The sequence below is a fragment of the Ferrovibrio terrae genome (assembly GCF_007197755.1).
Taxonomy (GTDB): domain Bacteria; phylum Pseudomonadota; class Alphaproteobacteria; order Ferrovibrionales; family Ferrovibrionaceae; genus Ferrovibrio; species Ferrovibrio terrae.
Window position 1 is genome coordinate 3,464,683 of sequence record NZ_CP041636.1, and the last position, 19,161, is coordinate 3,483,843.

Annotated in this window: 14 protein-coding genes; 6 read left to right on the forward strand and 8 right to left on the reverse strand. The window is 62.1% G+C overall.

The genetic code is table 11. From position 1 onward, the window contains the following. Nucleotides 1-14: 14 nt before the first annotated feature. A complete protein-coding gene (locus FNB15_RS16945) occupies nucleotides 15-1,190 on the reverse strand; it encodes an MFS transporter (RefSeq protein ID WP_221932670.1) in 1,176 nt (391 codons plus the stop codon). A gap of 135 nt (nucleotides 1,191-1,325) precedes the next feature. Here FNB15_RS16945 and katG point away from each other — a divergent pair, with 135 nt between their 5' ends. The 4 genes from katG (at nucleotide 1,326) to FNB15_RS16965 (ending at nucleotide 8,152) form a co-directional block, all read left to right on the forward strand. Next, the gene (gene katG, locus FNB15_RS16950) at nucleotides 1,326-3,476 is read left to right on the forward strand and encodes a catalase/peroxidase HPI (RefSeq protein WP_144257848.1); all 2,151 of its coding nucleotides are present in this window, start codon (nucleotides 1,326-1,328) and stop codon (nucleotides 3,474-3,476) included. Nucleotides 3,477-3,641: 165 nt separating this feature from the next. Next, on the forward strand, nucleotides 3,642-4,346 hold the full coding sequence (locus FNB15_RS16955) for a TetR/AcrR family transcriptional regulator (RefSeq protein ID WP_144257849.1): 705 nt from the start codon (nucleotides 3,642-3,644) through the stop codon (nucleotides 4,344-4,346). A 91-nt stretch (nucleotides 4,347-4,437) separates the two neighbouring features. Then, nucleotides 4,438-4,866, forward strand: a complete 429-nt coding sequence (locus FNB15_RS16960) for a GFA family protein (RefSeq protein WP_144257850.1) — start codon at nucleotides 4,438-4,440, stop codon at nucleotides 4,864-4,866. Between the two features lie 406 nt (nucleotides 4,867-5,272). Continuing rightward, on the forward strand, nucleotides 5,273-8,152 hold the full coding sequence (locus FNB15_RS16965; protein WP_144257851.1) for a DEAD/DEAH box helicase: 2,880 nt from the start codon (nucleotides 5,273-5,275) through the stop codon (nucleotides 8,150-8,152). Nucleotides 8,153-8,154: 2 nt separating this feature from the next. Here FNB15_RS16965 and FNB15_RS16970 read toward each other — a convergent pair whose 3' ends face one another. The 5 genes from FNB15_RS16970 to FNB15_RS16990 form a co-directional block, all read right to left on the reverse strand. Then, nucleotides 8,155-9,129, reverse strand: coding sequence for a fatty acid desaturase family protein (locus FNB15_RS16970; RefSeq protein ID WP_221932671.1), 975 nt, complete (start codon nucleotides 9,127-9,129; stop codon nucleotides 8,155-8,157). 492 nt (nucleotides 9,130-9,621) lie between these two features. After that, on the reverse strand, nucleotides 9,622-11,130 hold the full coding sequence (locus FNB15_RS16975; protein ID WP_144257852.1) for a M81 family metallopeptidase: 1,509 nt from the start codon (nucleotides 11,128-11,130) through the stop codon (nucleotides 9,622-9,624). A 96-nt stretch (nucleotides 11,131-11,226) separates the two neighbouring features. Continuing rightward, complete coding sequence (gene ilvD, locus FNB15_RS16980; protein ID WP_425460265.1) at nucleotides 11,227-13,005, reverse strand: dihydroxy-acid dehydratase; 1,779 nt, start codon at nucleotides 13,003-13,005, stop codon at nucleotides 11,227-11,229. 58 nt (nucleotides 13,006-13,063) lie between these two features. After that, nucleotides 13,064-13,948, reverse strand: a complete 885-nt coding sequence (locus FNB15_RS16985; RefSeq protein ID WP_144257853.1) for a YihY/virulence factor BrkB family protein — start codon at nucleotides 13,946-13,948, stop codon at nucleotides 13,064-13,066. After that, nucleotides 13,945-16,002 (reverse strand): AsmA family protein, encoded by a 2,058-nt coding sequence (locus FNB15_RS16990; protein WP_144257854.1) that lies wholly within the window; start codon nucleotides 16,000-16,002, stop codon nucleotides 13,945-13,947. Before FNB15_RS16990 ends, FNB15_RS16985 begins: the two co-directional genes overlap by 4 nt. Nucleotides 16,003-16,127: 125 nt before the next feature. Between FNB15_RS16990 and FNB15_RS16995 the strand changes: the two genes are divergently transcribed. Both FNB15_RS16995 and FNB15_RS17000 read left to right on the forward strand, forming a co-directional pair. After that, nucleotides 16,128-16,499, forward strand: a complete 372-nt coding sequence (locus tag FNB15_RS16995) for a hypothetical protein (protein ID WP_144257855.1) — start codon at nucleotides 16,128-16,130, stop codon at nucleotides 16,497-16,499. 70 nt (nucleotides 16,500-16,569) lie between these two features. Next, a complete protein-coding gene (locus FNB15_RS17000) occupies nucleotides 16,570-17,490 on the forward strand; it encodes an AEC family transporter (RefSeq protein ID WP_144257856.1) in 921 nt (306 codons plus the stop codon). Here FNB15_RS17000 and era read toward each other — a convergent pair. After that, nucleotides 17,487-18,413, reverse strand: a complete 927-nt coding sequence (gene era, locus FNB15_RS17005; RefSeq protein WP_144257857.1) for a GTPase Era — start codon at nucleotides 18,411-18,413, stop codon at nucleotides 17,487-17,489. The genes FNB15_RS17000 and era overlap by 4 nt on opposite strands. Further along, the gene (rnc, locus tag FNB15_RS17010) at nucleotides 18,410-19,159 is read right to left on the reverse strand and encodes a ribonuclease III (RefSeq protein ID WP_246068716.1); all 750 of its coding nucleotides are present in this window, start codon (nucleotides 19,157-19,159) and stop codon (nucleotides 18,410-18,412) included. Before rnc ends, era begins: the two co-directional genes overlap by 4 nt. Nucleotides 19,160-19,161: the final 2 nt, after the last annotated feature.

Consider the following 19,161-nt stretch of genomic DNA (forward strand, 5'->3'; position numbering starts at 1 on the left):
AAGCCTGCGGCAATCTAGGAGATTCCACGCCGCCGCAACAGGGGCGCGAGGCCGATCAGGCCCAGCACCGGGCCGGGCAGCAGCAATAGCGCAACGTAAGGCCCGAGCAGGCTGAGCCACTGCGTCGCCAGCGCGATGGCGACCGTGGTGATGGCGAAGCCGATGGCATTCTGGATCGCCAGCGCGCTGCCCACCGCATCCGGCGGACAGGCGGCGCCCGACAGGGCCGAGAATTGCGGCGAGTCCGCCACCACGGCAAAACCCCAGACCAGCAGCAACACGAGCAACGCCGGCCAGGGCAGACCGCTGCCGAACACCGGATAGAACAGACACAAGGCACCCGACAGCCCGAGCATCAGCGCCGCGACCTTCGCGCTGCCGATGCGCTTGCTGACAATGCCGCCCAGCACGCAGCCGAGCGCGCCGATGCCGATCACCGCGAAACTGAGCAGCGACACCGCGCCGGCCGCGAGATCCGGTCGTGCCATCACGAGTAAAAACGGCAACAGCGTCCAGAAGGCATAGAGTTCCCACATATGCCCGAAATAGCCGAGCGCCGCGGCGCGAAACGCCGGAATGCGGAAAGCCGTCAGCACCGCGCGTCCGCTCAAGGGTTTCGCGCGCCCTCTGGCGAGATACGGCCCCTCGCCCAGCCACAGCACGGCAAAGCCGCCGAGCAAAGCCAGAACCGAGGCCGCGCCGACCGCGATCTCCCACGGCACGCCACTGTCCACGCCGCGAATGCCATGCGGCAAGGCAGTGCCCAGCACCAGCATGCCGACGAGCAGGCCTAAAGCGCCGCCGGTGGCGCCCCTGGTCCAGCCGATCACCAGCTTCATGCCGATGGGATAGATGCCGGCGAGCGACAGGCCGGTGAGCACGCGCAGCGCAAACGCCAGCGGATAGTCGCGATAGCACAGGATGAAGGCGGCATTGGTCGCCGCGCCGATCAGGCAGGAGACAAAGAAAATGCGATGCGCGGCGAAGCGATCGGCCAGGCCGGACAGCGCAATGAGCAGCGTGCCGGCGATGAAGCCGAGCTGCACCGCATTGGTGAGCCAGCCGATATCGCCCGCCGACAGATCGAGGATCGCCTGCAGATCGATGGCCGCCGCGTTGAAGGAGAACCACAGCGAGGTGCCGAAGAACTGCGCGACGACCAGGATGGCAAGCGGTGCACGGAGCATCATGCCTGCCTCACTTGCCGCCGCCGGTATGATCGAAAAAACCGATCACAGTCTTGATCACAATCAATTTCCCCGAAGATGGCGCAAGGCATAGTCTGGCTCCGCTCAAGCTTGAGCCGGTGAGACAGGAGACACGACATGACTGCAGGCAAATGCCCCGTGATGCATGGTGGGATAACGGCGGCGGGCACCACCGTCACCAACTGGTGGCCCAACGCGCTCAACCTCGACATCCTGCACCAGCACGATGCCAAGACCAACCCGCTGGGTCGCGGCTTCAGCTACCGCGCCGCGTTGCGCGAGCTGGATGTCGCCGCCCTCAAGGGCGACCTGACCGCGCTGATGACCGACAGCCAGGACTGGTGGCCGGCCGACTGGGGCCATTACGGCGGTCTGATGATCCGCATGGCCTGGCATGCCGCCGGTTCCTATCGCATGGCCGATGGTCGCGGCGGCGGCGGCACCGGCAACCAGCGTTTCGCGCCGCTGAATTCCTGGCCTGACAATGCCAATCTCGACAAGGCGCGCCGCCTGCTCTGGCCGATCAAGAAAAAATACGGCAACCGCATCAGCTGGGCCGACCTGATCATCCTGGCCGGCACCATCGCCTATGAGTCGATGGGCCTGAAAACCTTCGGCTTCGGTTTCGGCCGCGAGGATATCTGGCATCCCGAGAAAGACGTCTACTGGGGCGCCGAGAAGGAATGGCTCGGCTCGGAGCGTTATGACGGCGACGACCGCCAGTCGCTGGCCAATCCGCTCGCCGCCGTGCAGATGGGCCTGATCTACGTCAATCCCGAAGGCGTCGGCGGCAAGCCCGATCCGCAGCGCACCGCGCATGACGTGCGCCTGACGTTTGCGCGCATGGCGATGGACGACGAGGAAACCGTCGCGCTCACCGCCGGCGGGCACACGGTCGGCAAGGCGCATGGCAACGGCGATGCGGCGAAACTCGGCCCCAGCCCGGAAGACGGCGCGGTGGAAGACCAGGGCTTCGGCTGGCTCAACAAGACCGGCCGTGGCATCGGCCGCGACACCGTCACCAGCGGCCTCGAAGGCGCCTGGACCACGCATCCGACCAAATGGGACAACGGCTATTTCAAGCTGCTGCTCGGCTATGAGTGGGAGCTGAAGAAAAGCCCGGCCGGTGCCAACCAGTGGCAGCCGATCGGCATCAAACCGGAAGACATGCCGGTGGATGTGGAAGACCCCAGCATCCGCCGCATGCCGATCATGACCGATGCCGACATGGCGATGAAGGTCGATCCGGCCTATCGGCAGATCTCCGAGCGTTTCGCCAAGGATCAGGCGTATTTCTCGGATGTCTTCGCCCGCGCCTGGTTCAAGCTGACCCATCGCGACATGGGCCCGAAGGTGCGCTATCTCGGCCCGGATGTGCCGCAGGAAGACCTGATCTGGCAGGATCCGGTGCCGGCCGGCAGCACGCAATACGACATCGGCCATGTGAAGGCGCGCATCGCCGCCAGCGGCCTCAGCATCGCGGAGCTGGTCAGCACCGCCTGGGACAGCGCGCGCACCTATCGTGGCTCGGATATGCGCGGCGGCGCCAACGGCGCGCGCATCCGGCTGGCCCCGCAGAAGGACTGGGCCGGCAACGAGCCGCAGCGCCTCGCCAAGGTGCTCGGCATTCTGGAGACCATCGCACGCGACAGCGGCGCAAGTGTCGCTGACGTGATCGTGCTGGCCGGCAATGTCGGCGTCGAACAGGCGGCGAAAGCCGCCGGCTTCGACAGCATCACGGTGCCCTTCGTACCCGGCCGCGGCGACGCGAGCGATGCGCAGACCGATGCAGCCTCCTTCGATGTGCTGGAGCCGATCCATGACGGCTACCGCAACTGGCTGAAGGAGGACTATGCCGTCAGCGCGGAAGAGCTGCTGCTCGACCGCACCCAGCTGATGGGGCTCACGGCCCCGGAAATGACCGTGCTGGTCGGCGGGTTGCGCGTGCTGGGCGCCAACCATGGCGGTGCGAAGCATGGCGTGTTCACCGACCGCGTCGGCGCGCTGACGACTGATTTCTTCGTCAACCTGACCGACATGGCCAATACCTGGAAACCGGCGGGCAAGAATCTCTACGAGATTCGCGACCGCAAAACCGGCCAGGTGAAATGGACCGCGACGCGCGTGGACCTGGTGTTCGGCTCCAACTCGGTGCTGCGCGCCTATGCCGAGCTCTATGCCCAGGACGATGCGAAGCAGACCTTCGTGCGCGACTTCGTCGCCGCCTGGACCAAGGTGATGAACGCGGATCGCTTTGATCTGGCGTAAATCCCGACGACAGGTTTCCCCGGCCGCCGCTGAACGGTGGCCGGGGAAACGCACTTTCGCCCTTGTGTATTACGTTTGATCACAAAACGGCGAGCGACTCTCGCGCTGCGCCGGAGTCTGAAAAAGCGACTGGACTCCCTACCTACCAGTAGGTAAGTAGCCGGCATGACCGCCGACACAGGACAGCTGATTCTCGACAAGGCCGAAACGCTGATGCGTTCGCGCGGCTACACGGCCTTCAGCTATGCCGATCTTGCCGCCGATCTCGGCATCACCAAGGCGAGCGTGCATTATCACTTCGCCAGCAAGGAAGCGCTGGTGCTGGCGATCCTGGCGCGCTGCCTCGATCGCGGCCGCGCGACGCTGGTGCAGCTGACGCGCGATCATGCCGATGTGCGCGACAAGCTGCGCGCCTATGCCGCCACCTTCCTCTTCTCGGTGGAGAGCGGAATGATGCCGGTCTGCGGCACGCTGTCCGCCGAACGCGGCGTGCTGCCGGAAAGCACCTATCCGTCGATCCAGCAATTCTTCCAGATGCAGATCGACTGGCTGGCCGACGTGGTGCGCGAGGGCACCGCCGCCGGAATCCTTGCGCCGCCGCTGCCGCCCGAACAGGCCGCCGTGGTGATCTTCAGCGCGCTGGAAGGCGGCACGATGATCGCCTGGGGCATGGATCGCAAATCGGTGGTGCTCACCGCCTTCGAGGCGATCCTCGACTGCATGATGATGCAGACACAGATGACCAGGCAACCGACCTCTGCGGCCGTTGGGAAGCGGCAACAGAAGAGTCAGACGGGGCCGCGCACACGCAAGCGCAAGGGTGCCCCCTCACGACGGAGCGCAGCCCAGGCTGGAGGACCGCTCAAATGACGTCGACCTGACGCAAGCGCCTGCTGAAGGCGCGCGGGTGCCGCATGCGGCCCCGCTTCCCGCAAAACATCAATCCAGCCAGAGATCCATCATGACTCATACGCACACCGGTGCCTGCTTCTGCGGCGCCGTCGAGATAGAAGTGTCCGGAGCCCCCGAAGCCATGGGCTATTGCCATTGCGAATCCTGCCGCTCGTGGTCGGCCGGGCCGGTGAATGCCTTCACCCTGTGGAAGCCGGAAAACGTGAAGGTGACCAAGGGCAAGAGCTTTCTCGCCACCTTCATCAAGACCCCGACCAGCGAACGCCAGTTCTGCACCAAATGCGGCGGGCATGTGATGACCGGGCATCCCACCTTCGGGCTGACCGATGTCTATGCCGCGACGATCCCTTCAGTTGAGTTCAAGCCCGGCGTGCATGTGAACTACGCCGAGACCGTGCTGCCGATGCGCGACGGCCTGCCGAAACTGAAAGACTTCCCCGCCGAACTCGGCGGCAGCGGCATCGCCGTTGCCGAATGAGTGAGGTGATCGGCCGACGCTGAATGGCGTTCGGCTGAACCCAAGCCTGTCCGGCCCCACTGGAAGCGCTCCGTGGGCCGGACAGGCGAGGTCGTCATTGAGCGGGGCACGTGATATAGACGCAGTAGATCATATGACTGCGGCGGCTACGCAGAAAGCGAGGTGCCGAAGAACTGTGCGAGTACAAGCCGTGGTATACTTGCTAGCTATTTTCCGTCTGTTCTCATTCTCGCTCAATCCCGTGTCCCGGACAGTCTGACTCAGGGTATCATTTTGGAAGCCATCGCTTCCACTCAAGTCCCTCGCGATAAATTCAAACCTAATATTGTAGGCGGGATAAGTCCTAAACTCTTCTTCATAAAATCGGACAATCAACTATAGATTGTCTGTAAATGAGGGGGGCACAATGAAAAATCACTTGCCAGAAAATCATGGATTGTCGCCGGCTATTCAGGCTACTGCCGAACTTATGCCGACTGAAAATGGCGAACCTTCATTAACAGACATTCAATTTGAAGCGTTGGAAAGAGGAATTGCTACAGGCCGAAGCGCCCTTATAAGCGCGCCTACATCCACAGGTAAAACGCTTATTGGATGGTGGACAATTGCTTCAGCCATCCAGAGCGGAGCGCGAGCTGTATACCTAGTATCTCATCGTGCGCTAGCGAAGCAGAAATTCGTAGAAGTCCAAACTCTCTTTAACAATCCAAACTTTGGGATCGACGCAAGCTCAATAATATGCGCCACAGGAGATGGAGTTGAGGACGCGTCTGGACGGAAGGTAAGCGCACCCCTCACCGCAACTATTCTTATCGCCACATACGAAAAGTTTCTTGGATGCCTGTCCTCAGGCGGCGCTCCGAGAGATTTAACAAACACCTGTCTGGTCTGCGACGAAATACAAATACTAGGAGATAAAAGACGCGGTCAGAATATCGAGCTTCTCTTAACCTTACTGAGAAAGGCTAGATGGAAGCAGTTCATTGGCCTGTCTGCAGTCTTAAGTGAAAATGACGCGAATCACATTTCCGACTGGCTCGACCTCGAACTAATAAGAAATCCTATTCGAGAAAAAGCTCTACAAATTGAATGTCGTTCAAACACGGCAGTTTACGACGTAGCCTTAGCGCCAGGCAGAGACGGCGCACCCCAAATACAACAGGTGGTACGGCAAAGAGCAACAAACCGAATTGTCACTGAACTTTTGGCCAACCGAGACCACTATCCGGTGATAGTGTTCTGCATGAGAGTTGACGACACGTACAACTTATCGTCGGAGTGGATCGCCGGAAAGCCTATTACGAACCAAGTTCGCGTCCCTGCTGGACTGGATATTAATCCGGATTTAATCAGAGCTTTGGAGCGTCGATGCGCCTTCCATAACTCCGAACTAAGTGAGGACGAAAGAAATTTCGTTGAAGCTAAGTTAGCAGAGAATAGTGTCGATGTCGTCTATGCGACTAGCACATTAGCGGCTGGTGTCAATTTCCCCCTTGGAAGCGCGGTTTTCGCTTCTTGGAGACGTTGGAATTCGGAACGTCGAGTTTACGAACCAATTGGAAGAGCAGAATTCCAGAATATGGCTGGGCGAGTGGGACGCATGGGCCAAGCCGCTCGTGAAGCGAAGGTGATTATAGCAGTGGAGGATGACGCTCCCATTATGAGCGCCTTAGCACTTATAAACTTCAACGAACAAGAGGCGATAGGGATTGGAATTACACCTGATGATTTTGGCTCGTTAACCCTCCAAATATTTGCGGGAAAGCTTTGCGCAACACGTGCGGATGCTTTTGCTCTGCTAGAATCTAGTTTAAGCGCCGAGCGCGAAAGATCACGGAATGCTCAAGGGGTACAACACTGGGAAGAGCATCTTAACGGACACATAGATCGTTTAATTAATGCCGGCTGCCTCATCGAAGCGCGAGGACGTTTAACAACAAGTGCGTTCGGATATGCCGTTGCACAGTCAGGACTCAAACCTGAAACCGCCCTCTACTTCATAAACGGCCTTGTCGAATCTGGGGCGCAACTAGTGGCAATGCTGCCGCAAGATGATGAATCTGATGGAGAAGACGACCTCCTTTTCGTGCTGGCACACGCGGCATTGAGTTCTCCGGAATTTAATTATGATGGCGGTCGGCCAACACGATACGTTAGTTGGCGTGTGTCACAGCCGAATTTATTGCCGAACGATTACGCTCGTCGCCTCGATGCCGTACTATTCCATCGTCCATGGATGGGTGATGTCTCCGCCGCAAATGGTGCCCTAATTATAACCAAGCGATCTACCGGCAGTATTCGCCGCGACGCAGATATGCCAGCTCAAGGCATACGCATGGGGGTGGCACAATCTCTGTGCACAGATGCAGCTTGGATATTGACAGGTATATCGGAGATTTTAGCCGCCACAACATCGCCAACTTTGGCAGACGAAAGCAAACCAGAAGCATTGAGGGGTGGAGGAGTAGAGGTTGAGGCTTTACGTCGCCTCGCCCGACCAATACGGAGAGTAGCCACAAGAATTAATGCGGGCCTGCCTGGGAACGTATTATGGATGACGGCTTTGGAACTCCCTGGAAGGCGCAAACGGTTGTCACGACTCCAAATCCTTTCATTGTCAGATTACAACTTGGTCCGACCTATCGATTTAATGAATGGAAATGAAGCGGCAGACGCCAGTAGGCGCGAAGCATTGGATGCGGTCGACAATCCAGGAATTGCAAACAATGTTCGCGATGCCGCGAAGAGGTGGAAAGTCAAGGACAGGGAGTTTTGTCTGCAACTTCACCGAAGGCGCGCTGAACGCTTCCACGGCGTAGACATCATCAACAATCTATATTTACGCCGAGGAGACGAGTTTGAGGCTTCCTTTGAGGACTGTTTGCAGTTCGCCTCAATAAATTTTGAGAATCTAGATGGCCGCAAGAAACAAGCACACCCTGATTACTTAGTTACCATTGAAAAGTATCCGCCTCTTGTTGTTGAATTAAAGACCCGACAGACCGATACGGACTTGGTTCCGTTAAATTCAGCGATGGAGGTTTTGGGCGCATCTGAAGTAATCGGCCTTCGGGAGAACTTCTGCGTTACATTGTGCAGCCCTGGTGTCGAACCTAGCGTCCCCGGCATTATAGAGCGCTGCGGGCGACTGTGCGTCGTTGATGTTTCAGATTTTTGTGAAGCTATACTTCGTTTGCGAGAAGGGACGCTCACCCGTGACGAATTTTACAACTGGCTAACTACGCCTGGGATAGCACTGATCGAAGACCTTCCGTATGGGCGTTAGCTCTAAATGTACTGAACCTTCGCCCCGCCTGATCCGCCGCCTGCATCCCCCACCGCGCTCGCCGCCATGCGCAGCACTTCCAGATAGCCGCCGCGCAGCTCCATCTGCTCGCGCAGGCCTTTCGCGATCAGCACACGATGCGCCGCCGGCAGTTTCCAGCACGGCAGACTGAGCAGCAGGTGATGCTCGAGGTGGTAGTTCACCCAGTAGGGCGCGAGCAGCAGCCGCGCCAGCGGGTTCGCGTAGGTCGTGCGCGTGTTACGCAACGGGTCGTCGTTGTCGGGCACCACGGCATGTTCGGCGATGTTGCGGATGCGGCTGACCAGCTGGTACCAGGTGAGCAGCGGCAGCAGCCACAGCGCCGGATAGAGCCACCACAAACCAACGGCGCTCATCGCCATCCACATCAGCGCATTGGTGATGACGAAGCCGACCAGGCCGCCCTGTTTCAGGCGCAACCAGCGTTCCGCCCATGACAGGCCCGCCTCGCGCCAGATGGCCATGATCTGCTGTTTGCGCCGCGTGAGGCCGGTATTGCCGGTGATGTCGCGCCAGATCTTGCGCCGCAGGCTCTGGCGGCTGATCGGGAATGGCGCCGAGAGCACCAGGTCGGGGTCGTCGGCCTGCTGGGTATGGCGATGATGCTTGAGGTGATACGGCCGGTAGAGATGCAGGTCGGTGCCGACCGGAAAGGCGCAGAGCCACTGCCCGGCGAACTCGTTCAGCCGCCGCGTTTTGAACAGCAGGCCGTGGGCGGCATCATGCATCAGGATGGCGAGGCCGAGCTGCCGCCCGCCGATCACCATCACGGCCACAAGGAAGGTCAGCGGATTGGGCAGCCAGACGAAGAGTCCCATGGCAAGGGCGATCAGCGCCCAGGCATGCAGCACCAGATACGCGCCCATCCAGTCCGAGCGCTGGCTCAGGCGTCTGATCTCGTCCGGGGTGAACACCTGCCGCGCCGTCGCCGCTGCCACGCTGCCGTTTCCTCGTCGTTTGTTGTTGGTCGGGAGTTTAGGTGATTCCGCGAACCGCCCCTACAAAATCGTTATCCTCACCCTTCGTCACCCTCGCGACCCCAGACGTCACCCTCGGGCCTGACCCGAGGGTCTCTCTCCGGCCGGCCAAAGATGCTCGGGTCAAGCCCGAGCATGACGCGGGTTTTGGAGGGCTTGAAAACCACCCATCAGTTCCACATATGTTCCTGTTGGGCCACGCCTGCACTTACGGGTGTATGCGATACCCGGCGATAGACGCCGTTAGGCCCGGATAGACGGAGATATGCCGAACGAACCGAAACGAACACCCACGAGCATCGCGCGAACGCTGGCGAACGCCTACGAAGCGCCACGAACACTGGCGAAGCGCCACGAACACTCACGAACGCTGGCGAACGCCCACGAACCGCCACGAACACGCGCGAACCACACCGATACGATCCGGAGCCGCATTCAAGCGTATGCCGTCGTCTAGAAGGCCCTGCCCTTGGGGGCCAGTTTCATGCCCTTGCGCAGCTTTTTATAGGGCAGCGTTTCGGCGCGTTCGATGAAGGCGCCGGGGCTTTCGACATTGAGGATATCGTGCGCGATGTCGGTGAAGTCGCCGCGGAAATGCACCGTGCTTTTCACGCCGACGATCTGCCGCTCGCCCGGCTCGATGCCGAGATGGCGGTACTGGTCCTTGTCGGCGGCCTGCACGCGGGCGGATGCAATAACAAGATCTACACCATTGACCTGTAATCTGGCCATCAGGCCGAGGTCCATGCGCGTGCCCTTGTAGAACGGCCCGGTGCAGAGGAATTTGCCGCTGCCGAGTTTCGCCACCCTGAAGCGGTTGCGATAGGGCCGCGCGCCCTCGACATCGAGCAGCTTGCCGCCGACGCTGACCTCGATCTCGCTGCCCTCGCCGGCCTGGTGCGCGATCTTCGCCACCTCGGGGTCATACAGCAGCCCGAGCGTGGCATCGGGCACATGCTCGGCGACGAGCGCCGCCAGCAGCCCGGTGGTATCCGACGTGGCGCCCGTGCCGGGATTGTCCTGCACATCGGCCAGCACGATGGATTTGCGCGCGCCGGCCTGGATCAGCTTGCGCGCCTGGTCGATGGCGGCATGCGGCGACAGGAGATTGAGTTTGAACTCGGCCTCGCGTTCGATGATCTGGCGCGCGAAATCATCGGCGGCCTTGTCAGCGGCGGCCTGCGTGTCGCCATAGGCGATCACGCTGGGGCCGCAGTGATGGATGTCGGCCGGATGGAAGCCGGGGCTGAAGCTGAGCGACGACACCGCGCCGTGCTCCATGTCGCCCAGCGTGTCGTACAGGCTTTTGCATGGCTCGATGAAGGTGCATTGCGCCGTCAGCGGAATCAGGAAGGGAATCTGCCGCAGCGCCTTGGCCTGCTTTTTACGCTCGCCGGTCAGCAGCTTTTCCATATGGCGCAGCACGCGCGCGCCGGTGACGGCCATGTCGAGATGCGGATAGGTGCGGTAGCCGATCATCACGTCGGAATACTGCAGCATCTCCGGCGTGACATTGGCATGCAGGTCAAGGCTGACGCCGATCGGCATATCGGGGCCGACCAGCGCCCGCACACGGCGCAGCAGCTCGCCCTCGCCGTCCTCATGCGCTTCCGTCACCATGGCGCCGTGCAGGTCGAGATACACCGCGTCGATGCGGCCTTTCAGCGCCGCAATGCCATTCAGGATCTTGCCGGCGATGTATTCAAACGCCTCGGTCGAGACATAGCTGCTGGGCGCGGCGGCGGCCCAGACGATCGGATGCAGCTCCCAGCCCTTCGGCTTCGCCGCATTCATGAAGCCGCCGATCGGGATATTCATCGGCGAGAAGACCTCGACGATGTCCCTGCCCTCGGTCAGCGGCGGCCAGCCCTCGCCCTTGATGAACAGGTCGAGCGTCGCGCGCGTTGGCGCGAAGGTATTGGTCTCGTGCTGGAAGCCGGCAATGGCGACGCGATAGGTCATTCACACACCTCGTCATGCCCGGGCTTGACCCGGGCATCTCATGCAGAACGGCGCGAGATCCTCGGGTCAAGCCCGAGGATGACGGGCCTGTAAAAATCAAATATCAGCGTATTCTTTGACTTCCTTGGCGCCGCCGGGATGCGTCACCGCGCCGTCATGGGCATCGCCCACGGTCTGGGCGTATTTCCACAGCGTGCCCGACTGGTACTCGGTCTTGCGCGGCTTCCACTTCTTCCTGCGCGCCGCCATTTCCTTGGCGGAAACGTCCACGCTCAGGATGCCCTTCACCGCGTCGATGGTGATGATGTCGCCGTTCTTGATCAGGCCGATCGGGCCACCGACAGCAGCCTCGGGCCCGACATGGCCGACGCAGAAGCCGCGCGTGCCGCCCGAGAAACGTCCGTCGGTGATCAGCGCCACCTTCTCGCCCATGCCCTGGCCGTAGATCGCCGAGGTGGTCGACAGCATTTCGCGCATGCCGGGGCCGCCCTTGGGGCCTTCGTAGCGGATGACGATCACGTCGCCTTCCTTGTACTTCTTGGCCTGCACGGCGGCGAAGGCCGCTTCTTCGCTGTCGAACACGCGCGCCGGGCCGACATGCTTCAGCCGCGCCATGCCCGCCACCTTCACGATGCCGCCGCGCGGGGCCAGATTGCCCTTCAGGCCCACCACGCCGCCGGTCGGCGTGATCGGATTGCTGATCGGGCGCACCACGTCCTGGTTCTTCGGGAAGGTGACGCCCTTCAGGTTCTGCTCGATGGTCTTGCCGGTCACCGTCAGGCAGTCGCCGTGAATGTAGCCGCCCTTCAGCAGCTCGTTCAGCACCACCTGCACGCCGCCGATCTCGTACATGTCCTTGGCGACATAGCGACCGCCCGGCTTGAGGTCGGCGATATAGGGCGTCGACTTGAAGATCTTGGCGACGTCGTCGAGATCGAAGCGGATGCCGGCCTCATGCGCGATCGCCGGCAGATGCAGCGCGCCGTTGGTCGAACCGCCGGTGGCGGCCACCACGCGGGCGGCATTCTCCAGCGCCTTGCGGGTCACGATGTCGCGCGGGCGGAGGCCGAGCTTGATCAGCTCGACGATCTGCTTGCCCGAGGCTTCGGCATACTGGTCGCGCGTCTCATACGGCGCCGGCGCGCCGGCCGACCCCGGCAGCGCCAGGCCGATGGCTTCCGACACGCAGGCCATCGTGTTGGCGGTGAACTGGCCGCCACAGCTGCCGGCCGACGGACAGGCCACGCATTCCAGCTCGTGCAGGTCCTTGTCGCTCATCTTGCCAGCGGCATGCTGGCCGACGCCTTCGAACACATCGACCACGGTGACGTCCTTGCCGCGGAACTTGCCGGGCAGGATCGAGCCGCCATACATGAAGATCGACGGCACGTTCAGGCGCACCATGGCCATCATCAGGCCGGGCAGCGACTTGTCGCAGCCGGCCAGGCCGACGATGGCGTCATAGCAATGGCCACGCACGGTCAGTTCGGTGGAGTCCGCAATCACTTCGCGGCTGATCAGCGACGACTTCATGCCCTGGTGACCCATGGCGATGCCGTCGGTAACCGTAATGGTGGTGAATTCGCGCGGCGTGCCGCCATTGGCCTTCACACCCTTCTTCACCGCCTGGGCCTGGCGGCCGAGCGTGATGTTGCAGGGCGCGGCCTCGTTCCAGGTGGTGACGACGCCGACGAAGGGCTGGGCGATTTCCTTCTCGGTCATGCCCATCGCGTAATAGTAGCTGCGATGCGGCGCGCGCTCGGGGCCGACGCTGACATGCCGGCTCGGCAGCTTGGACTTGTCGATTTTTCCACCCGTCATCACGGATGCGCGCTTGGGCGCGCGCGCCGCTGTTTTCTTTTTCTTGGTCGCCATGGTTGCTGGTCCCATCCCTCGAGGCAAAAGCACAGGGGACGGAGCATAGTCCAGCGGGTCAGCCTCCGGCCAGAGCCTTGGGGCCGGCAGGCGGCGGATTTTCCGCCTTCTTTTTTTCGCGCCGCAATAGAGCGGAATTCAACTCGGCCCCGAAGATGAACAGGACCGCCGAAACGTAGAAGAAGACCAGGGTGATGATCACGCCGCCCAGGCTGCCATAGGTGGCGCTGTAGCTCCCCAGCTTGGCGACATAGACCGAGAACAGGCTGGCGGCCAGCAGCCACAGTGCCGTGGTGGCGAGCACGCCGGGCAGCAGGCTGCGCAGGCTCAGACTGCGGCCGGGCAGCCAGCGGTGCAGCGCCAGCAGGCCCGCCAGCATCACCAGGGTCGCCAGGGTGTAGCGAACGGTACTGAAGGCCCAGCGATCGGCCTCCCCCAGCGGGAACAGCCAGAGCAGCCCTTTCCAAATGACCGGACCCAGGATCACGAGCACGGAGAGCAGCAGGAAGACGACACCCCCCACAAAAATGGCGCCGATGCTGCCCAGCTTGATCAGCCACCAGGGCCGCTCTTCCTGAATATCGTAAGCGGTGTTGAGAGCGATGCGCAGCGCATCGATCCCATTGGAGGCCACCCACAACGCGCCCAGCAGGCCCAGCGTCAGCAGGCCGCCGTCACGGCTGTCGAGCACTTCGTGGATCACCGGCGATAGCGTCTTCGCCACATCCTGCGGCAGCAGGTTCAGCATGCTTTCCATGGAGGCCAGCCCGCCGGCGGCATTGCCGAGGAAGCCTGCCAGGGCGGCCAGGAAGATCAGGAACGGAAAGATCGCCAGCAGGCCGGTATAGGCGATATGGCCGGCCAGTTCGAAAGACAGGCTGTTGATCATGGCCCGGCCGGCGCTGATCAACAGGCGGCCGAAGCCCAGCAGCCGGGTATTCATCCCGGCCGCCCCATCTGCACCTGCTTGAGCAGGGCGGCGCAGTCGCTGTCGGTTTCAAGGCCCGGTTCGATGAAGGCGAGGATCGAGGCCAGCGGCGTCAGCAGCACACCGAGCGCGATGGCCCCGGCCCCGCGCGCCGCCAGCGGAGCCGCGTCGACGCCAACGGAAGGCCGGCTGAAGGCGCCGCTGATGTTGATCGGCGTACGGGCCGACAGCAGGCTGGGGTCCTTGGGATGTGCCTTGATCTTCAGGCCAAGCAGTTCCTGCGTCAGGCTGATGCTGCCTTCGGCCGTCACCGTGGTATCGCTGGTATCCAGCACGAAGACACGCGGTACCATCAGTCCCTGCTCGACATTGAAATCAGTGACGAAGCAGCGTAGCGGAATCTGTTTGTCGCCGCCGGCCCAGAACCGCGCGGCTTCCGCCACGTCCAGGCCAACCAGCTCCATCGCCAGGTTCGACAGCGATCCTCCATCCATCGCCATGCGGATTTGGCCGTTGGCACTGCCGAGCGACTTCTGCACGGTATCGCCGTAGCCGACCAGCTGGATGCGGCCATTGATCTCGCCGCTGCCGCTGTCTTTCAGGCCGGCAGATTCGAGGAAACGTTCGAGCCGGAACTTGTTCAGTTTCACGTCGTACTGCGTCAGCACGGCATCAGTACGTGCGTCGATGCGGATATCCGCATTCACCAGCCCGCCGGCGACACCCAGCTTCAGCGGCCGCAGATGCAGCACGCTGTTCTCCAGCAGCAGGTCGAGCTCAACCGCGCTGAGCGGCGTATTCGGCGCCTCCACCTTGTCGCCGCGGAATTTCACCTTGGCATCAACTTCGCGGATCTGTTCAATCGCCAGCGGCGCATCGGGCAGCACTTTGGGCGGCGGGCCCTTGGCGGCCACCTGCGCCGCTTTCTGGGCCACCGCCTTCTGGTTTTCGGTCATGGCGGCGGTATTCGGCGCGCGCTCTTCTTCCGGCCGAAGGCCAATCAGCGGGCCGATATCGCGATAGTCCAGTACCTTCGACCGCAGGTCCGCCTCGATATAAAGCCGCTCGCGCCCGGTATCGACCTTGACCATGCCGCCGAGATCGCTGTTGCCGACCCGGCCCGCCATGTTCTCGATCCGCAGAATCGCACCATCGCGATGCAGCCGGCCCTTCAGATCGTAGGGCGGCGTCATCGGCAGCGGCACGCCGGTGATGATCTGCAGCTTGCCAAGATCGGGACCGCTCAGGGCCACCTCAAGATCGAGGCCCTCGAACTTGATCGGATCAGCCAGCGTGCCCGAGATGCGGCCCTTCGTTGCTCCGACCGTCATTTCAATGGTGAGCGGATAGGGCTCCTCGTTTTCGCGCAGCGACAGCAGTGAACCGCCAGTCATGCGGAGCTGGAACGGCTCGCCGTGCATGGTTCCGCGACCGCCCAGCCGCACGCGGTCCCTGCCCTCGCTGTTGGCGCCGACCACGGTCGCGACCTGGGCATCGATATCGATGCCGGCCTTTTCGTCATGATAGAGGAAGCGACCATCCTGGATGCGAAGCCGGCCGATCAGCGGCATCTCGGTGCGATCCTCCGGTGCGGCGATATCCTTTGCCGCCTTCACACCAAAGGTCCAGTTGCCTTCGCCATCGGCGCGACGCTCCAGCGCCACCTGCGGCTTCACCAGCAGGATTTCCCGCAGCACGGTGCGGCCGCTCAGGAGTTCGCGCAGATCGACCACCACCTCGGCACGCTCGAAACTGATGAGTTCCTTCTCGCGCGCCCAGTCGGCATTGGCCATGTGGAAGTCTTCGATCACGAAGCGCGGCGTCAACGACCATTCGCCCGCCAGCCGGCCGTTGATCACGGTCTGCCGACCGGTCGCGGCGGTGATGAAGCTCTGCGCCGGATTGCGCAGCCAGTTCCAGTCAAACAGGACGGCAACCGCAACGAGAGCGAGCAGCAGCACGGCAAAGCCGCCGGCCACCCAGTGCCACCAAGGGCGACGCCAGAAAGACTGAGATGTGGGTTTTTCCCGCAATTCCGGTATTTCTGCCCGGGGATCGGACGTGGCCATGGCAATCTCCAGTAGGATAACCAAACCGTTGGTATGTCCTTGGAGTTCCGTGGAAATTGGCCGGTGACGGAAATTGTTAACCGCCGTTTAAAATTCGTTAATCACGCCCTGCCAAATTGGGTGCTATGGGCGTTCAGACGGAGATCATTATCCCGCGCTATGTCGTGATGACACGACTGGCTGACAGCTGGATTCCGCGCGCCTCGCATGGCGATGTCGAACGTGCCGAAGCCGAAGCCTTCCGCTGGCGTCGCATCTACGGTCCCGATCGCACCCGCGTCGCCGAATTCCTCGTCCCTGAAGAAATCGATGGCCCTTCGCTGCACGAGGCCGTCACCGTCACGGCCCTGCCGATCCTGTCGCGCACCTCGTCGCGGGTGCTGCCAGACAAATACCATGCCTGGCGCGAGGCCGGCCTGCGCGCGCTCGCGCTCTATCTCGGCTTCGGCCTTGCCACCCGCGCCGTCGACCTGCTGATCATCATGGTCCAGCATTAGTCTCCCGGCATTAGTTTTAGACTTCGGCCTGGGCTAGACTCGCCCGCAGTATCTCCTGCCCGAGTCCAGCATGCTCTCCGTCATTTTCGCCATCATCCCGATCTTCCTGCTGATCGCACTCGGCGGCGCGCTCAAGCGCACCAACTTCCCCGGCGATGCCTTCTGGCCACTGGCCGACAAGATGACCTACTTCATCTTCTTCCCAGCCCTGCTGGTCGACAACCTGAGCAGCGCGCGGCTCGGAAATCTCGATCCGACCGGCATGCTGGGCGCGCTGCTGGCCGTGATCCTGCTGCAGGCCGCATTGGTTTACCTGTTGCGGCCTTTGGCAAAAGTTGACGGACCTGGATTTACATCGCTGTTTCAGGGCGCTGTGCGCTTCAACACCTTCGTCGGTCTCGGTGCCGTGGCGGCGCTGGATGGCGGTGCCGGCATCACGCTGTTTGCGATTGCGATCTCGCTCGCCATCCCGGTGCTGAACGTACTCTGCGTGCTGACGCTGGCACGGTATGGCGCGCACGGCCAGAGCACCAGCTTCAAGGGCCAGGCGCTATTCCTGATCAAGAACCCGCTGATCATCGCCTGCCTGATCGGCATCGCCATGAATCTCACCGGCCTGTCGCTGCCGCGCGGCATCGAGCCGGTGTTCAAGATGCTGGGCAGCATGGCCGCCCCGATGGGCCTGCTGACCGTGGGCGCCGGCCTGCAATGGGAGGCGGCGCGCAGCGGCGGCCGTGCCGTGCTGCTGGCCTGCGCGCTCAAACTGGCGATCTATCCGCTGATGCTGTTTGCCGCGGCAAAGCTGTGGGGCCTGGGTCCGCTGGAGACCAAGGTGATGGTGCTGTGGGGCGCCATGCCCACCGCCAGCGCCAGCTACATCCTGGCCAGACAGATGGGCGGCGACGCGCCACTGGCCGCCGCCATCGTCACGGTCAGCACGATCCTGGCGTTCGTGACCGTGCCGGTCTTCATGCTGATGGCAGGCGTCTAGTTTTTGGGGAAATCGAGCCCCATCGCCTCGTAGCGCTCTGGGTCGTCGCCCCAGTCCTCGCGCACCTTCACGAACAGAAACAGGTGCACGCGGCGATCGAACTGCTCTTCCATGATCTTGCGGGCAAAAGCGCCGACCCGCTTGATCATCTGACCCTTCTCGCCCAGCACGATTTTCTTCTGGCTGTCGCGCTCGACAAAGATCACCTGCTCGATGCGGGCCGAGCCGTCCTTCTGGTCTTTCCAGTTTTCGGTCTCGACCGTGATCGCGTAGGGCAGTTCGTCATGCAGGCTGCGATAAACCTGTTCGCGCGTGATCTCGGCGGCCAGGAAGCGCATCGGCACATCGGCCAGCTGGTCTTCCGGATAAAGCCAATGGCCGGCCGGCATGCGCCCGGCCAGATCGGTACGCACGTCGTCCACGCCGGTGCCCTTTTCGGCCGAGATCATGAAGACGCGCTCGAAGTCGTAGGTCTCGCTGATTTCCTTGGCCAGACCGAGCAGCTTTTCACGCTGTACGGCATCGACCTTGTTGAGCGCCAGCAGCACATTGCGGCGCTTGCGATCCTTCAGCGCCTCGATGATGGCGCGGCTTTCGTCGTCAAAGCCGCGCTCCGCATCGATCAGCAGCAGCACGGCATCGGCTTCTTCGATGCCGCTCCAGGCCGCATTGACCATGGCGCGATCCAGACGCCGCTTCGGCTTGAAGATGCCGGGCGTGTCGAGGAAAACGAGCTGTACGTCGCCTTCCATACCGATAGCCGTGATGCGGGCGCGCGTGGTCTGCACTTTTTTCGAGACAATCGAAACCTTCGCGCCGACCAGTTTGTTCAGCAACGTGGACTTGCCCGCATTGGGCGCGCCGACAATGGCGACGTAACCGCAATGCGGCGCCGCCGGAGTACCTGTAATGTTTTCGGTCATGCTTTCTCGGTGACAAGCCGGTCGAGCAAACGACCGGCGGCTTCCTGTTCAGCGGCCCGTTTCGAGCCGCCCTGCCCCTTGGCCGGCTCACCATTCCCGAGCTTCACGGCAACGGTGAAGCGTGGTTCATGCGGCGGGCCTTCGGTGCTGACGATTTCATAACGCGGCGCGGCCTTGCCACGCGCGGCCGCCCATTCCTGCAAGGCGGTCTTGGGATCCTTGGCAGCGCCGTTGGCGACTTCGCTCATCATCGGTTCCATGTAGCGGCGCACGAAGCGCTCGGCCACCTTGAGGCCACCATCGAGATACAGCGCCGCCACCACGGCTTCGCAGGCATCGGCGAGAATCGCCGGCTTGCCAGCACCGCCGGAATCGCGTTCGGAGCGCGACAGCTGGATGAAGTCGCCCAGACCGAGTGACTGCGCGAAACGTGCCAGGCTCTCCTGCTTGACCAGTGCATTGTAGCGCAGCGCCAGTTCGCCCGCTTCGGCCTGCGGAAAGCGTTCGGCCAGCAGCGTGGCAACGACGAGGCCCAGCACGCGATCGCCGATGAATTCGAGGCGGTTGTAGTCGCGCACGGTCGGCGGCGTTTCGACAGCCTTGGCCTTGCCCGACTTGGCACGGCTGCGGCGCGGATTGGCCGAAGGATGCACCAACGCTTCTTCCAGCAGCTTGACGTCGGCGAACTTGTGGCCCAGCGCCTGCTGTATCTGCTCGAGTGCCGGCTTGCGGGTCTCCGCGCTCAATG